The organism is Streptomyces sp. R302 (assembly GCF_012927245.1).
Taxonomy (GTDB): domain Bacteria; phylum Actinomycetota; class Actinomycetes; order Streptomycetales; family Streptomycetaceae; genus Streptomyces.
Genome location: NZ_JABBGE010000008.1, coordinates 289,124 through 307,993, shown reverse-complemented (window position 1 = coordinate 307,993; position 18,870 = coordinate 289,124). Strand labels below are relative to the sequence as shown.

The following is an 18,870-nucleotide window of genomic DNA, read 5'->3' as shown; positions in this document are numbered from 1 at the left end:
TCTGGCGTCCCCCCGGACGGGGTCTGGGGGAGGTTCCGGGTCCCCCGGTCAGGCCCGGAAAGGCCATCGTATCGAGCCATGACGCCCCCTGCTCACGCGCCGGGGCGACGGGCGGGGGCCCGCCGCCGCTTCTCCGGCCCCTTCCGGGGACGTACCGGGGCAAACGCCAGGGGCGCCCCGGGAATTCCCGGGGCGCCCCTGGCCGGGCATCCGCGATCAGTTCCAGCGGAGCAGCGAAGGACCGCCCTTCACCTGGATCTCCTTCTGGGCCGCGACGTCGCCCCAGTGGACCTTGATCGATCCGCTCTTGCCGCACACGGGGTCGGACCAGATCTCCTTGGTGCGGCGGTCGAAGCCCTTGGCTCGCAGGCAGACGCTCCCGCCCTTGAACACGGCCCAGTCGTACCTCATGGTCATCCCGTCGGCCCCGAAGTGACCGCAGCCGTCACTGGCCTTCGTCCACTTCAGGGGGGCGCTGCCGGCGTTCTTCCAGCCCACACAGCTGTCGGCCGCGGCAGCGGGGACGCGCGTCGCCTGGCCGGCGCTGACCGGGCCCGCCGTCGGCACGAGGCCGGCCAGCGCCAGGACCGATGCCATTCCGACGACGCCCCTCCGGAACATCTTCATTCGCTTCCTCCGGTTCGATCCGAGGAGGCCACGGCACGAGGGGCACCTCGGGAGATCCCGGGGTGCCCCTCGCATGGCCCATCCTCGTCATCGGACCGCAGGTCGCGTGCCTTTACGCATCACACTCGAATGAGTGCGGTGAGCGGAGCGCCCTGGAGGGCGGGCTCCAGGCGGGTGCGGCCCGGGAGGAAGCCGAGCTCCATGAGGACCGCGACGCCGGCGACCTCGGCGCCGGCGCGGCGGATGAGCTCGATGGAGGCCTCGGCGGTGCCGCCGGTGGCGAGGACGTCGTCGATGACCATGACGCGGTCGCCCGCGGCCAGATCCTCGGCGTGCACCTCGATCTCGGCGGTGCCGTACTCCAGCTCGTACGCCTGCCGGAGCGTGGCCCCGGGGAGCTTGCCGGCCTTGCGGACCGGGACGAAGCCCAGACCCGCGCGGACGGCGACCGGCGCCGCCAGGATGAAGCCGCGGGCCTCCAGGCCGACGATCTTCGTCGCGCCGTGCGCGGAGCACAGGGCGGCGAGGGCGTCGGTGAGGGCCGTGAACGCCTCCGGGTCCGCGAGCAGCGGCGTGATGTCCTTGAACAGCACGCCCGGCTTCGGGTAGTCGGGGACGTCGCGGATCCGGCTGAGCAGCAGGCCGGTCACGTCCTGGGCCTCGGCGGTCATCCTCGGCGCTCCCCGGCGCGGCCGCCGCGGGCGGCGGTGCGCGGGCCGACGACCGCGGCCTCGCCCGCGTCGGTGCCGTCGTCCAGGCCTTCCTCGCCGCGGGCGGCGGCGGCCGCGCGCTTGGCGAGGACGCGCTTCTTCAGCGCCTGCATCGCCGGCTCGCGCTCCTTGAGGTCGGCGACGAGCGGGGTGGCGATGAAGATCGAGGAGTAGGCGCCGGCGGCCAGACCCACGAAGAGCGACAGCGAGATGTCGTTCAGCATGCCGGCGCCGAGGACGCCGCCGCCGATGAAGAGCAGGCCGGCGACGGGCAGCAGCGCCACCACGGTGGTGTTGATGGAGCGGACCAGGGTGCCGTTGATCGAGCGGTTGGCCATGTCGCTGTAGGTGAAGCGGGTCTGCTTCGTGATGTCCTTCGTCTGCTCCTTGAGGGAGTCGAAGACGACGACGGTGTCGTACAGCGAGTAGCCGAGGATCGTCAGCAGACCGATCACCGTGCCGACCGTGACCTCGAAGCCGACCAGCGAGTAGATGCCCACCGTGATCGTGAGGTCGTGGATCAGCGCGATCAGCGCCGCGACGGCCATTCTCCACTCGAAGGCGATGGCCAGGTAGATCACCACGAGGATCATGAAGACGCCGAGGCCGGTCCATGCCTTGTTGGCGATCTGCTCGCCCCAGCTGGGGCCGACCAGCTCGGCGGCGATCTTGTCCTCGGGGATGTTCAGGTCCTTGGCCAGCTCGGTGCGGACCTGGTCGGACTGCTCGGTGTCGAGACCGCCGACCTGGATGCGCAGGGAGCCGTTGCCGAGCTGCTGGACGATCGCGTCGTGGCCGGAGGCCTCCTCCGCGTACTCCGTGGCCTGGCTGACGGTGACGTCCGACTTCGGGGTGGTGAAGACGGCACCGCCCTGGAACTCGATGCCCATGTTGAGGCCGCGGACGGCCAGGGCGACGATGGCCGTGATGGTGATCAGGACGGACAGGCCGTACCAGATCTTGCGGTTGCCGATGAAGTCGTAGCCGACCTCACCGCGGTGGAGCCGGGCGCCGAGATCTCCGAGCTTCGACATCTCACGCCTCCTTCGGGGCGACGGGGGCGGTGGTACGACGGGTGCGGCGCAGCGGCGGCTTGGCGCCCAGGCTCTTCGGGTCGAGGCCGGACAGCTTGTGGCCGTTGCCGAAGAACTTCGTGCGGGCGAGCAGCGTCATCACCGGCTTGGTGAAGAGGAACACCACGACGACGTCGAGCAGGGTGGTCAGGCCGAGCGTGAACGCGAAGCCCTGGACCTTGCCGACGGTGACGATGAAGAGCACCGCGGCGGCGAGGAACGACACGAAGTCGGAGACCAGGATCGTGCGGCGGGCGCGCGGCCAGGCGCGCTCGACGGCCGGACGCAGGGTGCGGCCCTCGCGGATCTCGTCGCGGATGCGCTCGAAGTACACGATGAACGAGTCCGCGGTGATGCCGATGGCGACGATGGCTCCGCAGACGGCCGGCAGGTTCAGCGCGAAGCCGATGGCCGGGCCGAGCAGGGCCATGATCACGTAGGTGAGCAGGGCGGAGACGCCGAGGCTGAGGATCGCGATGAACGACAGGCCGCGGTAGTAGACCACCAGGTAGATGATGACCAGGGCGAGACCGATGGCTCCGGCGATGAGGCCGGCCTCCAGCTGGTCGCCGCCGAGGGCGGCGGTGACGGTGTCGACGCTCTGGGTGTCGAAGGAGAGCGGCAGGGCACCGTAGGCGAGGATGTTGCCGAGGTCCTGCGCGGACTGCTGGTTGAAGCTGCCGGAGATCTGCGCGTTGGCGCTGAGCGTGGTCTGCACGCGGGGCGCCGAGACGACCTCGCCGTCGAGGACGATCGCGAACTGGTTCTGCGGCTCGGTCTGCTGCGAGAGCTTGCCGGTGATCGACTGGAACTTCTTCGAGCCGGCGCTCGTGAACTCCATGTCCACGATCCACTGGCCGGTCTGCTGGTCGATGGCGGCCTTGGCGTCGTCGACGTCACGGCCCTCGACCTCGGCGGGACCGAGGAGGTACTTCTCCCACTGGTCGATCGCGTTCTTGCCGCAGGCGACGATCGTGTCGGTGGGCTTGGTGCCGGCCGCGGCGCCGGTGCGCTGCTTGGGGTCCAGGCAGTTCAGGGTGGCGAACTTCTGCTGGAGGGCGGCGGTGTCGGCGTCCGCGGACGGGGTCGCCTGCGGGGTGCCGCTCGGCTTCGGGGTGCCGCTCGCCTTCGGCGCGCCGGAGGCGGAGCCGGTGGGCGTGGGCGTGCCCGTGGCGCTCGGGGCCTTGAGGGCCTCGGAGAGCGCACGGCCCTGGGTGGAGGCGGTGGCGGTCGGCGTGGCCGACTTCTTGTCACCCGCGGAGGTGGACGCGGAGGGCTTCGGCGTGGCCGAGCCCGAGGGGGTCGCGGTGGGCGCCGGCTCGGGCGAGGCGGCCGCGACGGCGAGCACGGGCCGGAAGTAGAGCTGGGCGGTGGTGCCGACCTGCTCGCGGGCCTGCTTCTCGTTCGTCCCCTTGGGGATGTTGACGATGATGTTCTCGCGGCCCTGCGTCTGGACCTCGGCCTCGGAGACGCCGAGACCGTTGACGCGGCGCTCGATGATGCCGACCGCCGTGTTCATGTTGGTCTCGTTGACCGCGGACTCCTGGCCGGGCTCCGCCTTGGCCTTGAGCGTGATCGACGTGCCGCCGGCGAGGTCGATGCCGAGGCGCGGGGTGGTGTGCCCCGACCAGAACATGCCGCCGGTGAGCGCGACCATGGCGATCAGAATGAGCGCCAGGGCGCGGCCGGGCCGGCTCTGTCCCCCCGCCGGCCTTCGACCCTTCTTCGGTGCTGCCACCTGTCGTTTCTCCCTGTCCAAACCGTCCGGGCGCCGGGTGGGCGCACGGAGGCCACGAAGTGTGTGTGGGGACCATCCCCCGCAGACGTCGGACCGTGTCCGGCCGCGGCCGCGCCGGTGGGCGTGGGGCCGCGGTGCCGGACGCGCGTTACTTCGCCTCGGTCTCGCCGTCGGTCTTGCCGTCCTTCTCGGACTCGGCCGCGTCCGACTTCTTCGTCAGATCGGCCTTGGGCGCCTCGTCGGCGACCTCGGTCAGCGAGGAGGCGTCGTCCGGGACGACGGTCTCGGAGTCGTCGGCGACGTCCTCGTCGGTGTCGCCGTGGACGATCCGGTTGTACTCGGCGTCGTCGAGGACCGCGCCGATGGAGTTCTTCGCGTAGACGGCGTGGACGCCGGGCGCGACCTCGAGCAGGACGGTCTCGTCCTGGATCTCCTTGACGGTGGCGTACATTCCCCCGATCGTGCGTACGCCGGTGCCGGGCTGCATCTGGTTGCGCATCTCCGCCGCCTGTGCCTGCTTCTTCTTGGCAGAGCGGGTCATCAGGAACATCGCCCCGATGAGCACGATGAAGGGGAGGAGCATGCCGATGTTATTCACGGGACGGAAATCCTTCGCACGGTCACGGAGAACCCGCGGCCTGATCTTCGGGGGTGGGTACGCCGCCGGAAAGGGCGGCATCGGCGGAGTCTAGGCGAGTCCGCATCGATGGAACAACGCCCAGCATGGCACCGTGGTTCCTCGTCGGGCGAGACTCCGCGCCGTCACCCGCCCGTCACAGCGGCCTCAGGCGCCGAAGAGCCCCTGTTGTCCGGATCCCGCCGCTCCGGAAGTCCCGGCCGGGCCCGCTGCCTGCGGCGGGACCAGTCCGAGGTGGGTCCATGCCGCCGGCGTGGCGACCCGGCCACGGGGCGTACGGGCCAGCAGTCCCTCGCGTACGAGGAAGGGTTCGGCGACCTCCTCGACGGTCTCGCGCTCCTCGCCCACGGCGACGGCGAGGGTGGAGAGGCCGACGGGACCGCCGCCGAAGAGCTTCAGGAGGGCCTCCAGGACGGCGCGGTCGAGGCGGTCGAGGCCGCGGCTGTCGACCTCGTACACGCCGAGGGCGGCACCGGCGATCTCGCGGGTGATCACTCCGTCGGCCCTCACCTGGGCGTAGTCGCGGACGCGGCGGAGCAGCCGGTTGGCGATGCGGGGGGTGCCGCGGGAGCGGCCGGCGATCTCGGCGGCGCCGGCGGGGTCGATCTCCACGTCGAGGAGGCCGGCGGAGCGGGTGACGACCCGCTCCAGCTCGTGCGGCTCGTAGAACTCCATGTGGGCGGTGAAGCCGAAGCGGTCGCGCAGCGGCGGCGGCAGCAGGCCAGCCCGGGTGGTGGCGCCGACCAGGGTGAACGGCGGCAGGTCGAGGGGGATGGCGGTGGCGCCGGGGCCCTTGCCGACGATGACGTCGACGCGGAAGTCCTCCATCGCCATGTAGAGCATCTCCTCGGCGGGCCGGGACATCCGGTGGATCTCGTCGAGGAAGAGGATCTCGCCCTCCTGGAGGGAGGAGAGGATCGCGGCGAGGTCGCCGGCGTGCTGGATGGCGGGGCCGGAGGTGATCCGGATCGGCGCGTTCATCTCCGCGGCGATGATCATCGACAGGGTGGTCTTGCCGAGGCCCGGGGCGCCGGAGAGCAGCACGTGGTCGGCGGTGGCGCCGCGCTGGCGGGCGGCCTTGAGGACGAGGTCGAGCTGCTGGCGGACCTTCTCCTGGCCGATGAACTCGCCGAGGTCCTTGGGGCGCAGGGCGGCCTCGACGGCCTGGTCGTCGCCCTCGGCGGCGGCGCCGACGATCCGCTCCTCGGGGGCGGATGCCGTCTCGTCGTCCCAGTTCACGGTGGTGTCTTCCTTCGTACGGGCGGGGTCGGCCGCGGTCAGCGGGCTCGGTTGAGCGTCTGGAGGGCGGCGCGCAGCAGCTGGGGCACGGGTGCGGAGCCGGTCTCGGCGAGCGCGGCCTCGGCCTGCGGGGTGACGGCGGCGACGGCCTCCTCGGCCTCCCGGCTCGCGTAGCCGAGGCCGACGAGGGCGGCGGTGAGCTGCTCGGTCCAGGGCGCGGGGCCGGTGGCGACGGCGCGCTGCTGGCCGACGAGGCCGCTGCTGCCGAGGGGCTGGCCGAGCTTGTCCTTCAGTTCGAGAAGGAGCTTCTGGGCGCCCTTCTTGCCGATGCCGGGAACGGCCGTGAGGGCCTTCTCGTCGCCGGTGGAGACGGCGAGGCGGAGCGCGTCGGGGCTGTGGACGCCGAGCATGGCCTGGGCGAGCCGGGGGCCGACGCCGCTGGCGGTCTGGAGCAGTTCGAAGACCTGGCGCTCGTCGTCGTCGGCGAAGCCGTACAGCGTGAGGGAGTCCTCCCGGACGACGAGGGAGGTGGCGAGCCGGGCGTGCTCGCCGATCCGGAGGCCGGCCAGGGTGTTCGGCGTGCACTGGACGGCCATGCCGACGCCGCCGACCTCGACGACGGCGGTCGTGGGGGCGAGGGCGGCGACCGGGCCGCTGACGAAGGCGATCATGACGTGCGGCCTTTCGAGGCGTGCAGGGCGACGGCCTGCTGGAGGCGGTTCTGGGCGGGGGCCCGCCAGATGTGGCAGATGGCGAGGGCGAGCGCGTCGGCGGCGTCGGCCGGCTTGGGCGGGGCGGCGAGCCTCAGCACCCGGGTGACCATGGCGCCGACCTGGGCCTTGTCGGCGCGTCCCGAGCCGGTGACGGCGGCCTTGACCTCGCTGGGGGTGTGCAGGGCGACGGGGATGCCGCGCCGGGCGGCGCAGAGCATGGCGACCGCGCTGGCCTGGGCGGTGCCCATCACCGTACGGACGTTGTGCTGGCTGAACACCCGCTCCACGGCGACCAGTTCGGGCTGGAAGCGGTCGATCCACTCCTCGATGCCGCGCTCGATGCCGACGAGGCGGTGGCCGATGTCGGCCTCGGCGGGGGTGCGGACCACGCCGACCCCGAGCATGGTCAGCGGCCGTCCGGCGACGCCCTCGACCACGCCGACGCCGCACCGGGTGAGCCCCGGGTCCACCCCCAGTACGCGCACGTCGCCCCCTCCCTCGGATCCTTCGATCAGCTATTCGTGCAGGCTATCGGGTGCCACCGACAACGCAGCGGGCCGACGGGGGTGTGTCCCCGTCGGCCCGCTGCCGGAAAGGCCTCGATCAGGCGTCGACCTTCTCCATGACCTCGTCGCTGACGTCGAAGTTGGCGAAGACGTTCTGCACGTCGTCGCTGTCCTCCAGCGCGTCGATCAGCTTGAAGATCTTGCGCGCGCCCTCCTCGTCGAGCTCGACCTGCATGGTCGGGACGAAGCTGGACTCGGCCGAGTCGTAGTCGAAGCCGGCCTCCTGGAGCGCGGTGCGGACCGCGACCAGGTCGGTGGCCTCGCTGATGACCTCGAAGGACTCGCCGAGGTCGTTGACCTCCTCGGCGCCCGCGTCGAGCACGACCTCCAGGACGTCGTCCTCGGTCCGGTCGCCCTTGGGGAGCACGACGACGCCCTTGCGGTTGAACAGGTACGAGACCGAGCCCGGGTCGGCCATCGAGCCGCCGTTGCGGGTCATGGCGACGCGGACGTCGGAGGCGGCACGGTTGCGGTTGTCGGTGAGGCACTCGATGAGGACCGCGACACCGTTCGGGCCGTAGCCCTCGTACATGATCGTCTCGTAGTCGGCGCCGCCGGCCTCGAGACCGGCACCGCGCTTGAGCGCGGAGTCGATGTTCTTGTTCGGGACCGACTGCTTCTTCGCCTTCTGGACGGCGTCGAACAGCGTCGGGTTACCGTCCAGATCGGCACCGCCGGTGCGGGCCGCGACCTCGATGTTCTTGATCAGCTTCGCGAAGAGCTTGCCGCGCTTGGCGTCGATCACGGCCTTCTTGTGCTTCGTCGTAGCCCATTTAGAGTGGCCGGACATCTGCCTGTCTCCTTCGCGTCACCAACATCTTGAACGAACCCCAGAGATCCTACCGGGATCGTGTCACCGATCCGCGCGCACCATGTCCACGAAGAGCTCGTGGACGCGGTGGTCACCGGTGAGCTCGGGGTGGAAGGAGGTCGCGAGGACCTTTCCCTGGCGGACGGCGACGATGTGGCCGTCGTGCTCGGCGAGCACCTCGGCCCGGGCGCCGACGGACTCCACCCAGGGAGCGCGGATGAAGACGCCCTCGACGGGCGTGTCGATGCCCGCGACGGTGACTCCGGCCTCGAAGGACTCGTTCTGCCGCCCGAAGGCGTTGCGGCGCACGATCATGTCGATCCCGCCGAAGGTCTCCTGGCCCGAGCGCGGGTCGAGGATCTTGTCGGCGAGCATGATCAGGCCGGCGCAGGTGCCGTAGACCGGCATGCCCGCGGCGATCCGCTCGCGGATCGGCTCCATGAGGCCGAAGAGGACGGCCAGCTTGGAGATGGTGGTGGACTCGCCGCCGGGGAGGACCAGGCCGTCGACCTCGGCGAGCTCTTCGGGGCGCCGGACCGGCCTGGCCACGGCGTCCGCCGCGGCCAGGGCGATCAGGTGCTCCCGCACGTCGCCCTGGAGGGCCAGGACTCCGATCACGGGGGTGCTGCTCATCGGTGCTTACCAGCCCCGGTTGGCGTAGCGCTCGGACTCGGGGAGGGTGTCGCAGTTGATGCCGACCATGGCCTCGCCGAGGTTGCGGGAGGCGTCCGCGATGATCTTCGGGTCGTCGTAGAAGGTGGTGGCCTTCACGATGGCGGCGGCGCGCTTGGCCGGGTCGCCCGACTTGAAGATGCCGGAGCCGACGAAGACGCCCTCGGCGCCGAGCTGGCGCATCAGCGCGGCGTCGGCCGGGGTGGCGACGCCACCGGCGGAGAAGAGGACCACGGGGAGCTTGCCGAGCTCGGCGACCTCCTTGACGAGCTCGTACGGGGCGCGCAGCTCCTTGGCGGCGGCGAAGAGCTCGTTGTTGTCGAAGCCGCGCAGCTTGGCGATCTCGTTCTTGATCTGGCGCAGGTGGCGGACGGCCTCGACGACGTTGCCGGTGCCGGCCTCGCCCTTGGAGCGGATCATGGCCGCGCCCTCGGCGATGCGGCGCAGGGCCTCGCCCAGGTTGGTGGCGCCACAGACGAAGGGGGTGGTGAAGGCCCACTTGTCGGAGTGGTTGATCTCGTCGGCCGGGGTGAGGACCTCGGACTCGTCGATGTAGTCGACGCCGAGGGACTGGAGGACCTGGGCCTCGACGAAGTGGCCGATGCGGGACTTGGCCATCACCGGGATGGAGACCGCGCCGATGATCTCCTCGATCATGTTCGGGTCGGACATCCGGGCCACGCCGCCGTCCTTGCGGATGTCCGCGGGGACCCGCTCCAGGGCCATGACGGCGACGGCGCCGGCGTCCTCGGCGATCTTCGCCTGCTCGGCGTTGACCACGTCCATGATCACGCCGCCCTTGAGCTGCTCGGCCATGCCGCGCTTGACGCGCGCGGTGCCGGTCTCGGGGGACTGGGGGGTGGTGGAGCTGGACACGGGAACCTCACTCGTGACAACGGGTTCAACGGGGCGTTGACGACTAGAGCGAGGAAACAGTCCACGAGCGGTCCACAGCAAGGGCCAATATGCAGGCCGTGGATCCTTTTCGTGCGAATCCGAGGCCGGAGTGGATCACGAGGGACGATCTGCCAGGGCCACCGGCGGCTCGTCGTCCATTTCGAAGGCCATCGGGAAGGGCGCGTGGCCCGCGAGCCGGAACCACCGGACCTTGCGATGCCGCCGCAGGGCCCGCGCGGCCCGCACGGCGTCGTTGTGGAACCGCCGCGCCATGGGAACCCGCCGAACGGCCGCGGCCAGCTCCCCCGCGGCCTCCTCGCCGCCGGGCGCCTCCCGTACGAGCTCCACCTGCTCCGGCTCCCCGAAGACGGCCCGCAGCGCCTGGCTCAGCTCGCTCTCGGCGACCTCCCGATGGTCCTCCTCCGCCTGCCGCGCCGCGTGCGCCGCCTCGTACAGCACGATCGAGGCGGCCGGATCGAGCACCCCCGAGGTGGCCAGCTCCTGCGTGACCGAGGCCCGCCGCAGCAACTGCGCGTCGAGCGCGGCCCGCGCCGCGTCGATCCTCGTGTGCAGCCGGTCGAGCCGGCCGGCGGTCCAGCTCAGGTAGACGCCGATGAAGATCAGCGCGACAACGGTCCAGATCAGGGTTTCGGTCACGGGCGGACAGGCTACCCGGGCGGCAGCCGCGAGCCGGCCTTCCGCCCCGGCCTCGACCGGCGGCTACAGCCCCAGCCTGGCCCGGAGGCCGCCCGTCTTCTCGTCCGTGTCGACGGCGGCCGCGCCGTCGGTGACCGTCTCGTAGACCGCCAGGATGTCCGCGCCGACCGTGGACCAGTCGAAGCGCCGCACGTGCGCCGAGCCGCGCGTGCTCAGCTCGGCGCGCCGGGCGGGGTCGCCGAGCAGCCGGATCGCCGCGTCCGCCAGCGCGTCCGCGTCCTCGTTGGCGAAGAGTTCGCCCGCCGCGCCCTGGTCCAGGACCTGCGCGAAGGCGTCCAGATCGGCGGCGAGGACCGGTGCGCCGGCCGAGAGGGCCTCGACGAGGATGATGCCGAAGGACTCGCCGCCGGTGTTGGGCGCCACGTACACGTCGACGCTGCGCAGCAGCCGCGCCTTGTCCTCGTCGCTGACCATGCCGAGGAACTCCACCCGGGAGCGCATCTCGGGCGGCAGCGTCGCCACCGCCTCCTCCTCGTCGCCGCGCCCGGCGACCAGCAGGCGGGCGCCGGGGCGCTCGGTGAGGATCCGGGGCAGCGCCTTAATCAGGACGGGCAGGCCCTTGCGGGGTTCGTCGATGCGGCCGATGAAGCCCAGCGTCTCCCCCTGCCACTCCGCCTTCGGCTCCGCGCCGGCGAAGAAGTCGACGTCGACGCCGTTGGGGATGACGACGGCGTCGCCGCCGAGGTGCTCCACCAGGGTCCGGCGCGCGTACTCGCTGACCGCGATCCGGGCGCTGATCTTCTCCAGCGCCGGCTGGAGGATCGGGTAGGCGGCCAGCATCGCCCGCGAGCGCGGGTTCGAGGTGTGGAAGGTGGCGACGATCGGGCCCTGCGCCGCCCAGCAGGTGAGCAGGCCGAGCGAGGGCGAGGTCGGCTCGTGGATGTGGACGACGTCGAAGGTGCCGTCGTGCAGCCAGCGGCGGACCCGCGCGGCGGAGAGGAAGCCGAAGCTGAGCCGGGCCACCGAGCCGTTGTACGAGACGGGCACGGCGCGGCCGGCGGAGACGACGTACGGCGGCAGCGGGGTGTCGTCGTCGGCGGGGGCCAGGACGGAGACCTCGTGCCCCAGCCGGATCAGGTGCTCCGCGAGGTCGCGGATGTGGAACTGGACGCCGCCCGGTACGTCCCAGGAGTACGGGCAGACGATTCCGATCCTCACGAAGTGCGCTCCTCCAGGTCGGCCAGCCAGAGGCGCTGGAGCATGTGCCAGTCCTCCGGGTGGTCCGCGATGGCCCCGGCGAAGGTGTCGGCGAGGGCCTGTGTCATGAGGGACGCCTGTTCGCCGCGGGTACCTGACTCGGGTACCTCCACGGGCGCGTGCACCTCGCCCTTCATGACGTCGGTGTCGTCGTACCAGAGGGTCACCGGCAGCAGGAGCGCGTCGGTCTGGAGGGCGAGCATGGCCGGTCCGGCGGGCATCCGGGTGGCCTCGCCGAAGAAGGAGACCTCGACGCCGGAGGCGGACAGGTCCCGGTCGGCGACCAGGCAGACCAGGCCGCCGCCCCGCAGCCGGCGGGCGAGGGTCCCGAAGGCGGCGCCGCCGGTGTGCGGCAGCACCTCCATGCCGAGGGACTCGCGGTAGGCGACGAAGCGGTCGTACAGCGACTCGGGCCTGAGCCGTTCGGCGACCGTGGTGAAGGGCACGCCGAGGGCGCGGGTCACCCAGACGCCGGCCAGGTCCCAGTTGCCCATGTGCGGCAGGGCGAGGATCACGCCGCGGTCGGAGGCTATGGCGTCCTTCAGGACGTCCTCGCCCTTGATCGCGAAGCTGTTCGCGGCCCGCTCGCGGCTCCAGGTGGGCAGCCGGAAGGACTCCATCCAGTAGCGCATGTACGAGCGCATGCCGGCCTTCGACAGCTCCGCGAGCCGCTCGGGCGTGGCGTCGGGCACCACGCGCGCGAGGTTGGCCTCCAGGCGCAGCACGCCCTTGCCGCGCCGCTTCCACACGGTGTCGGCGATCTTCCGGCCGAGGGCCTTGGCCACCGGTTCCGGGAGCTTCTTCACGGTGGCCCAGCCGAGGCCGTAGAGCCCGTCGGCCACCTTGTCCTTCAACGCGCTCACGTGGTCGCCCCGCTTCCCCCGGCCGCCGCGGCGGCGTCCGCCTCGGCCGACTCCCTGCGTACCGTCACGACCCGCTGCCCCAGGGTCACGGCCGAACCGACGGCCACGATCCACAGCGCGATGGGCAGCAGCACGTCGATCCCCGGCACGCCGAAGGCGTGCAGTCCGGCGAGACCGGCGGCGACCAGCGAGATCACGAGCCGTTCGGCCCGCTCGATCAGGCCGTTGACCGCGACCGGCAGGCCGATCGATTCGCCGCGCGCCTTGGTGTACGACACGACCTGACCGCTCGCCAGGCAGAAGATCGCCACCGCGCACAGCACGTTGTCGTCGCCCTTGCCGGCGTACCAGAGGGCGAAGCCGCCGAAGATCGCCCCGTCGGCGACCCGGTCGAGGGTCGAGTCGAGGAAGGCGCCCCAGCGGCTGGAGATCCCGGCCTGCCGGGCCATGTTGCCGTCGACGAGGTCGGAGAAGACGAAGAGGGTGATGACGATCGTGCCCCAGAAGAACTCGCCCCTGGGGAAGAAGACCAGCGCACCGGCGACCACTCCCGCCGTGCCGATCAGCGTCACGGCGTCGGGGCTGACGCCCCGGCGGAGCAGAAACGCGGCGAACGGTGTGAGGACACGCGTGAAAAACGCACGCGCGTACTTGTTCAGCATGGCCTTCCCGAGGTTTCGGCGGGCCGCGCGGTCCCATGACCACCGGCTCACCCATCGTAGCCACGCCCGTGGCGCCGCACGGGAGCGCACCCACCCCGCCGCGTCGGCGTACCCCTGGAGGCCCACCGGTGTACGACGTATGGACGCGTCACGGCGTCGGTGCAAAGCTCGAAGGAGCACCCCGCGGGCACCGCCGGAGCCGCACCGCGACGCCGCTCCCCCGCGCCCGCTCCCCTCACCGCCTCGCAGCCGGGAGGACATCATGGGCGACAAGGCGCACACCCCCGCCGGAGCCGCCGGCAGGGCACCGACGGCCGACCGGCCCTCGGAGGTACGGAACGTGGTGCTGGTCGGCCACAGCGGCTCGGGCAAGACGACGCTGGTCGAGGCGCTCGCCCAGACCGCCGGGGCGCTCGGCAGGCCGGGCCGGGTCGAGGACGGGGCGACCGTCTCCGACTACGACGAGATCGAGCACCGCCAGCACCGCTCCGTCCAGCTCTCCCTCGTCCCGGTCGGCTGGGACGGCATCAAGGTCAATCTGCTCGACACCCCCGGATACGCCGACTTCGTCGGGGAGCTGAGGGCCGGTCTGCGCGCGGCGGACGCGGCCCTCTTCGTCGTCTCCGCCGCCCAGGAGGCCGACGCGGTCGCCGCCTCCACCCGGATGGTCTGGGAGGAGTGCGCGGCCGTCGGCATGCCCCGCGCCATCGTCGTCACCCACCTCGACACCGCCCGCACGGACTTCGACGAGCTGACCCGGGTCTGCGCCGGGCTCTTCGGCGCCGACGACCCCGACGCCGTGCTGCCGCTGTACCTGCCGGTGTACGGCCCGGAGGGCGCCGACGGCCACGCCCCCGCCACCGGCCTGGTCGGCCTGCTCTCCGAGCGGGTCTTCGACTACGCGACGGGCGTCCGCGGCGAGCGGCCGCCCGGGGACGGCGACCGGGAGCCGATCGCCGCGGCGCGGGCCCGGCTCATCGAGGGGATCATCGCCGAGAGCGAGGACGAGACCCTGATGGACCGCTATCTGGGCGGCGAGGAGATCGACGTCGCCACCCTCGTCGCCGACCTGGAGAAGGCGGTCGCCCGGGGCGGCTTCCACCCCGTGCTCGCCGCCGCCCCCGCCACGAACGGCGGCGGACAGGGCCTCGGCACCGTCGAGCTCCTGGAGCTCATCACCCGCGGCTTCCCCTCCCCGCTGGAGCACGAGCCGCCCGCCGTCACCACCCCGGACGGCGAGCCCCGCCCGCCGCTCGCCTGCGACCCCGCCGGGCCGCTCGTCGCCGAGGTCGTCAAGACCGCCGCCGACCCCTACCAGGGCCGGATCTCCCTGGTCCGGGTCTTCTCCGGCACGCTGCGCCCCGACGACACCGTGCACGTCTCCGGGCACGGTCTCGCCGACCGCGGCCACGAGGACCACGACGTCGACGAACGGGTCGGCGCCCTCACCTCCCCCTTCGGCAAGCAGCAGCGGCCGATGGCGCACTGCGTCGCCGGCGACCTCGCCTGCGTGGCCCGGCTCGGCCGCGCCGAGACCGGCGACACCCTGTCCGCCAAGGACGACCCGCTCCTGATCGAGCCGTGGCCGATGCCCGAACCGCTGCTGCCGCTCGCCGTCGAGGCGCACAGCAAGGCCGACGAGGACCGGCTCTCGCAGGGCCTGGCCAAGCTGGTCGCCGAGGACCCGACCCTGCGCCTGGAGCAGAACCAGGACACCGGGCAGGTCGTCCTCTGGTGCCTGGGCGAGGCGCACCAGGACGTCGTCCTGGAGCGGCTGCGCGGCCGCTACGGGGTGCGCGTGGACGCGGTCCCGTACCGGGTGCCGCTGCGCGAGACCTTCGGCGCCCCCGCCTCCGGACGCGGACGGCACGTCAAACAGTCGGGCGGGCACGGCCAGTTCGCGATCTGCGAGATCGACGTCGAGCCCCTCCCGCCGGGCAGCGGCGTCGAGTTCGTGGACAAGGTCGTGGGCGGCGCGGTCCCCCGCCCCTTCATCGGCTCCGTCGAGAAGGGCGTACGGGCCCAGGCCGCGCGCGGGGTCGCCGCCGGGCATCCGCTGGTCGACGTCCGGGTCACCCTCAGGGACGGCAAGGCCCACTCGGTGGACTCCTCGGACGCCGCCTTCCAGACGGCCGGCGCGCTCGCCCTGCGCGAGGCGGCCGCCGAGGTCCCGGTGCATCTCCTGGAGCCGGTCGCGGAGGTGCGGGTGCTCGTCCCCGACGAGTACGTGGGCGCCGTGATGAGCGACCTGTCCGGGCGGCGCGGCCGGGTCGTCGGCACCGACCAGGCGGGACCGGGCCGCACGGTGGTCAGGGCCGAGGTCCCGGAGATCGAGATCGGGCGGTACGCGATCGACCTGCGGTCCGTCTCGCACGGCACGGGCCGCTTCGACCGCAGCTACGCCCGGCACGAACCGATGCCCCCTCAGATCGCCGAACGCCTCCGCGAACAGACCGGAGGAGGCTCATAGCTGACGGGGTGGCAGCGGTCTCCGTCCGTCCGGAACCGTACCGGGCGGACGGGTTCCGGTCAGGCTTGTCCACAGCTTCCGGCCGGGGTTGTCCACAGCCGGTGACGCATACCACGCCGCCCGGTTACGCTGTGGTGCCCAGCTCGGCGGCTGTGCCGGGCGCGGCAGTCGGGAACAGCCCGCACGGGTAAGCGCGGTGATGGGGGCGGAAGTGGCGATCGACGGTTTCGGACCGGGGGCACAGATCCCGCTCCAGGGCGGCAGCGGCCTGACCGGGGCGACGAACGCGCTGGCCTCGGCCGCGTACCGGGACAGCCCCCTGGAGACCATCCAGGAAGCCGACAACGAGTACTACAAGACCGGGGTCAAGAAGGGCCGGTGGGAGAAGCTCTTCCGCCCGGACCTCGGCGAGGCGTTCTCCCGGGCCGTGCAGGTCCGGATGCTCGGCGGCGGCCGCAAGGCCCTCATCCAGTCCTTCGGCGCCGAGCCGCAGCCGGTCGTCGAGCACTGCCTGGCGGCCACCCACATCCGCCGGCGCCGCGACGTCAAGCTGACCCTGGTCACGTTCGTCTGCGGCTTCCTCTTCCTGCCCGGGCTGCTGCTCTGGCTCGGCGTGATCCACCTGCGCCGCACCGCCGCCGGGAAGCCGAACAAGAAGACCAGCCTGATCGGCACCGTCCTGCTGTGGGTGGCGGGCATCGCCGCCGTCCTGGTCCTCCTCCGGCTCCCCTTCGACGGCATACTCCCCAACTACCTGCGGGCGATGCTCGTCGCCCCGGTGATCGGCTGGTACCTCGCGAGCCGGATCTGCCTCCGCGCCGCCGTGGACCTCCGCGAGCGGTGGACCGGGCTGCTGAGCGGCGGCGGCGTCAGCGCCCACGTCCCCAAGTCCGTCCCCACCGACCCGGGCGAGAAGTCCGCCGAGGAGCTCCGGCTCAATCTGGAGAAGCTCTCCGCCGAGCAGCAGTCCAACGTGGTCTTCTACGCCGGCTCCAAGGGCATCCTCGGCCTCGGCACCCGCTGGGGCAGCTGGACGCTCGCCGAGGAGCTGGTCCCGGTGGCCGGTCTCGAGATGCACGACTTCCGCGCCTGGGACCTGATCCGCAAGATCCACGACCAGCTCACGCTCCTGGAGCGCGGCTCCCTGAAGACCGGCTTCCCGAAGCCCACGGTCAAGCACTGGATCGTCTCCCCGGTCGGCGAGGGCGCCGACGAGGTCAGCCGCCCCGAGGGCGACAACATCGTCCACTACCAGGTCAAGCCGCACGAGATACAGCGGATCTGCAACGAGCAGCAGTTCGACGCCGGCAACCGCCACTACCTGGGCGTCCAGTTCACGCTCTGGGACGGCAACGTGGTCCTGACCATGATGGTCACGGTGACCGCGCTCCACCACACCCTGCGCATCGAGGTCACCGGCCACGCCCTCGGCCCCGTCCACGGCCTGTTCACCACCAAGCCCAAGGCGAAGACCAAGGAGGTCTCCAAGACCGTCCGGTTCTGGGAGACCAAGGAGATCCCGCAGCCGCTGCTCGGCACCGACGACATCGTCCGGCTCGCCGTCCGCGCCCCGCTCACCTGGTACCCGCCGGTCCTGGACTTCCTCGGCGGCAAGATGACCCTGCCCGAGCCCTTCGGCCTGCGGCACGTGTGGGCCGGACCGCTCTGGAAGAACCGCTTCATGGCCGACGACGCCCTCCGGATGGCCACGCCGGTGGTCCGCGCCGTCCACGCGGCGACCGTCCGCTTCCTCGACGAGCACAACGTGAACACCGAGCGCTTCACCAACCGCACGCTCTTCATGAGCGGAACGCTTCAGGAACCCGCGCCGAGGAAGGCCGACGTCTACGACGCCTGACGCTCCCGCGCGGGGACGCCTACGACCCCGGGACGCGTACGGCCCCGGGACCGCGCCCCGGGGCCGTACGGCGAGGAGATCGGCTCAGACGGTGGCCGGCCAGGCGTCGGCCAGCATCTTCCGGGTGTCGGCCAGCAGCTGCGGCAGGATCTTGGTGTGGCCGACGACCGGCATGAAGTTGGTGTCGCCGCCCCAGCGCGGCACCACGTGCTGGTGCAGGTGCGCGGCGATCCCCGCGCCCGCCACGGCGCCCTGGTTCATGCCGATGTTGAAGCCGTGCGCGCCGGACGCCGCCCGCAGGGCGATCATCGCCCGCTTGGTGAGGTCGGCGAGCTCCGCCGTCTCCGCCGCGTCCAGGTCCGTGTAGTCGGCGACGTGCCGGTAGGGGACGACCATCAGGTGCCCGCCGTTGTACGGGTACAGGTTGAGGACCGCGTACACGCTCGCGCCCCGGGCGATCACCAGCCCGTCCTCGTCCGACTTCGACGGGATCGAACAGAACGGACAGCCGTCGTCGGCACCCGGCCCGGTCGGCTTGTTCTCCCCCTGGATGTACGCCATCCGGTGGGGCGTCCACAGGCGCTGGAACGCGTCCGGCGCCCCCACCCCGATCTGCTGCTCCGGCTCAGTCGTCATGCTGTGCAGCATATTGCGTCGCCCGTTCGGAACGTGTCGGCGGGGCGAGGGAAGCCACCTCGGGTGATCCTGATCCGATGAGCGAAAGGCCCCCGAAACCGCCCCGCCAGGAACGCTGGGACCACCGCATGGAGCTGCCGCTCGCCGTGGCCTCGCTCGCCTACCTCGCGGGGTACGCGGTCCGGGTCCTCGCCCGCGACCACCTCCCGCGGCTCGGCGTGGACCTGTGCCTCGGGATCGTCCTCGGCGCCTGGGCGGTCTTCATCACGGACTACGTGGTGCGGCTCCGGCTCAGCGGCCTGCGCCCGCTCCGCTTCGTCCGCACCCACCTCCTGGACACGATGGTGCTCCTGCTGCCGCTGCTGCGCCCGGTCCGGATGGTGACGCTCTACGACCGGGTCCAGCGCCGCCGGGGCGAGCCGCGGCTCAGCCTCTACGCCCGGGTGATGGTCTACTCCGGGCTCTCGGTCTCCCTGCTCGGCTTCACGGCCTCGCTCACCGTCTACCACCACGAGGTCGACGCCCCCGGAGCCTCCATCCTCACCTTCGGCGACTCGGTCTGGTGGGCCTGCGCCACGCTGGCGACGGTCGGCTACGGCGACGTGAGCCCGGTGACCCCGATCGGCCGGACGGTGGCGGTCGGCCTGATGGCCTGCGGCCTGGCCCTGCTCGGCGCGGTGACGGGTTCGTTCTCGTCGTGGCTGATCCAGGCGTTCACCAGGGAGGACGAGAAGCCGGGGAACGGGGAAGGCCCCCGGGGGGATTCCCCGGGGGCCTCCTGACG

The 18,870-nt window shown here is 71.9% G+C and carries 19 protein-coding genes; 3 read left to right on the top strand and 16 right to left on the bottom strand.

Annotation, left to right across the window (positions count from 1 at the left end; translation table 11 throughout):
• Positions 1–216: 216 nt before the first annotated feature.
• From HHL19_RS25630 to pgsA, 15 genes are all read right to left on the bottom strand, one after another.
• The gene (locus tag HHL19_RS25630) at positions 217–597 is read right to left on the bottom strand and encodes a hypothetical protein (protein WP_169092694.1); all 381 of its coding nucleotides are present in this window, start codon (positions 595–597) and stop codon (positions 217–219) included.
• 149 nt (positions 598–746) lie between these two features.
• Positions 747–1,298, bottom strand: coding sequence for an adenine phosphoribosyltransferase (locus tag HHL19_RS25625; RefSeq protein ID WP_169092693.1), 552 nt, complete (start codon positions 1,296–1,298; stop codon positions 747–749).
• Positions 1,295–2,371, bottom strand: coding sequence for a protein translocase subunit SecF (gene secF / locus HHL19_RS25620; RefSeq protein WP_169092692.1), 1,077 nt, complete (start codon positions 2,369–2,371; stop codon positions 1,295–1,297). The genes HHL19_RS25625 and secF overlap by 4 nt, the downstream gene beginning before the upstream one ends.
• A gap of 1 nt (position 2,372) precedes the next feature.
• Entirely contained in the window at positions 2,373–4,148 is a 1,776-nt protein-coding gene (gene secD / locus HHL19_RS25615) for a protein translocase subunit SecD (RefSeq protein ID WP_346768483.1), read from the bottom strand.
• Between the two features lie 148 nt (positions 4,149–4,296).
• Positions 4,297–4,731: a preprotein translocase subunit YajC gene (yajC, locus tag HHL19_RS25610; protein ID WP_169092844.1), complete on the bottom strand. Its 435-nt coding sequence runs from the start codon at positions 4,729–4,731 to the stop codon at positions 4,297–4,299.
• Positions 4,732–4,932: 201 nt separating this feature from the next.
• The gene (ruvB, locus tag HHL19_RS25605; protein WP_169092691.1) at positions 4,933–6,024 is read right to left on the bottom strand and encodes a Holliday junction branch migration DNA helicase RuvB; all 1,092 of its coding nucleotides are present in this window, start codon (positions 6,022–6,024) and stop codon (positions 4,933–4,935) included.
• Between the two features lie 38 nt (positions 6,025–6,062).
• A complete protein-coding gene (ruvA, locus tag HHL19_RS25600) occupies positions 6,063–6,695 on the bottom strand; it encodes a Holliday junction branch migration protein RuvA (RefSeq protein WP_169092690.1) in 633 nt (210 codons plus the stop codon).
• Complete coding sequence (gene ruvC, locus HHL19_RS25595) at positions 6,692–7,222, bottom strand: crossover junction endodeoxyribonuclease RuvC (RefSeq protein WP_169092689.1); 531 nt, start codon at positions 7,220–7,222, stop codon at positions 6,692–6,694. The genes ruvA and ruvC overlap by 4 nt, the downstream gene beginning before the upstream one ends.
• Positions 7,223–7,340: 118 nt before the next feature.
• Positions 7,341–8,093, bottom strand: a complete 753-nt coding sequence (locus HHL19_RS25590) for a YebC/PmpR family DNA-binding transcriptional regulator (RefSeq protein WP_169092688.1) — start codon at positions 8,091–8,093, stop codon at positions 7,341–7,343.
• 63 nt (positions 8,094–8,156) lie between these two features.
• Positions 8,157–8,747, bottom strand: coding sequence for a pyridoxal 5'-phosphate synthase glutaminase subunit PdxT (pdxT, locus tag HHL19_RS25585; protein WP_169092687.1), 591 nt, complete (start codon positions 8,745–8,747; stop codon positions 8,157–8,159).
• Between the two features lie 6 nt (positions 8,748–8,753).
• Positions 8,754–9,662, bottom strand: coding sequence for a pyridoxal 5'-phosphate synthase lyase subunit PdxS (gene pdxS / locus HHL19_RS25580; protein WP_169092686.1), 909 nt, complete (start codon positions 9,660–9,662; stop codon positions 8,754–8,756).
• A 135-nt stretch (positions 9,663–9,797) separates the two neighbouring features.
• Entirely contained in the window at positions 9,798–10,340 is a 543-nt protein-coding gene (locus HHL19_RS25575; protein ID WP_043228051.1) for a hypothetical protein, read from the bottom strand.
• Between the two features lie 63 nt (positions 10,341–10,403).
• Positions 10,404–11,558: a glycosyltransferase family 4 protein gene (locus tag HHL19_RS25570; RefSeq protein ID WP_169092685.1), complete on the bottom strand. Its 1,155-nt coding sequence runs from the start codon at positions 11,556–11,558 to the stop codon at positions 10,404–10,406.
• Positions 11,555–12,460 (bottom strand): phosphatidylinositol mannoside acyltransferase, encoded by a 906-nt coding sequence (locus HHL19_RS25565; protein ID WP_169092684.1) that lies wholly within the window; start codon positions 12,458–12,460, stop codon positions 11,555–11,557. The genes HHL19_RS25570 and HHL19_RS25565 overlap by 4 nt, the downstream gene beginning before the upstream one ends.
• Positions 12,457–13,122 (bottom strand): phosphatidylinositol phosphate synthase, encoded by a 666-nt coding sequence (pgsA, locus tag HHL19_RS25560; protein ID WP_169092683.1) that lies wholly within the window; start codon positions 13,120–13,122, stop codon positions 12,457–12,459. Before pgsA ends, HHL19_RS25565 begins: the two co-directional genes overlap by 4 nt.
• A gap of 262 nt (positions 13,123–13,384) precedes the next feature.
• Here pgsA and HHL19_RS25555 point away from each other — a divergent pair, with 262 nt between their 5' ends.
• Both HHL19_RS25555 and HHL19_RS25550 read left to right on the top strand, forming a co-directional pair.
• Positions 13,385–15,592, top strand: coding sequence for an elongation factor G-like protein EF-G2 (locus HHL19_RS25555; protein WP_169092682.1), 2,208 nt, complete (start codon positions 13,385–13,387; stop codon positions 15,590–15,592).
• A 199-nt stretch (positions 15,593–15,791) separates the two neighbouring features.
• Positions 15,792–17,450, top strand: a complete 1,659-nt coding sequence (locus tag HHL19_RS25550) for a hypothetical protein (protein WP_206325523.1) — start codon at positions 15,792–15,794, stop codon at positions 17,448–17,450.
• A gap of 84 nt (positions 17,451–17,534) precedes the next feature.
• On the opposite strand, the gene HHL19_RS25545 is transcribed toward HHL19_RS25550, so the two are convergent.
• Positions 17,535–18,098 (bottom strand): HIT domain-containing protein, encoded by a 564-nt coding sequence (locus tag HHL19_RS25545; protein WP_169092680.1) that lies wholly within the window; start codon positions 18,096–18,098, stop codon positions 17,535–17,537.
• Between the two features lie 65 nt (positions 18,099–18,163).
• On the opposite strand from HHL19_RS25545, the gene HHL19_RS25540 reads away from it, so the two are divergent.
• Positions 18,164–18,868, top strand: coding sequence for a potassium channel family protein (locus tag HHL19_RS25540; protein ID WP_169092679.1), 705 nt, complete (start codon positions 18,164–18,166; stop codon positions 18,866–18,868).
• The last annotated feature ends 2 nt before the right edge of the window (positions 18,869–18,870 follow it).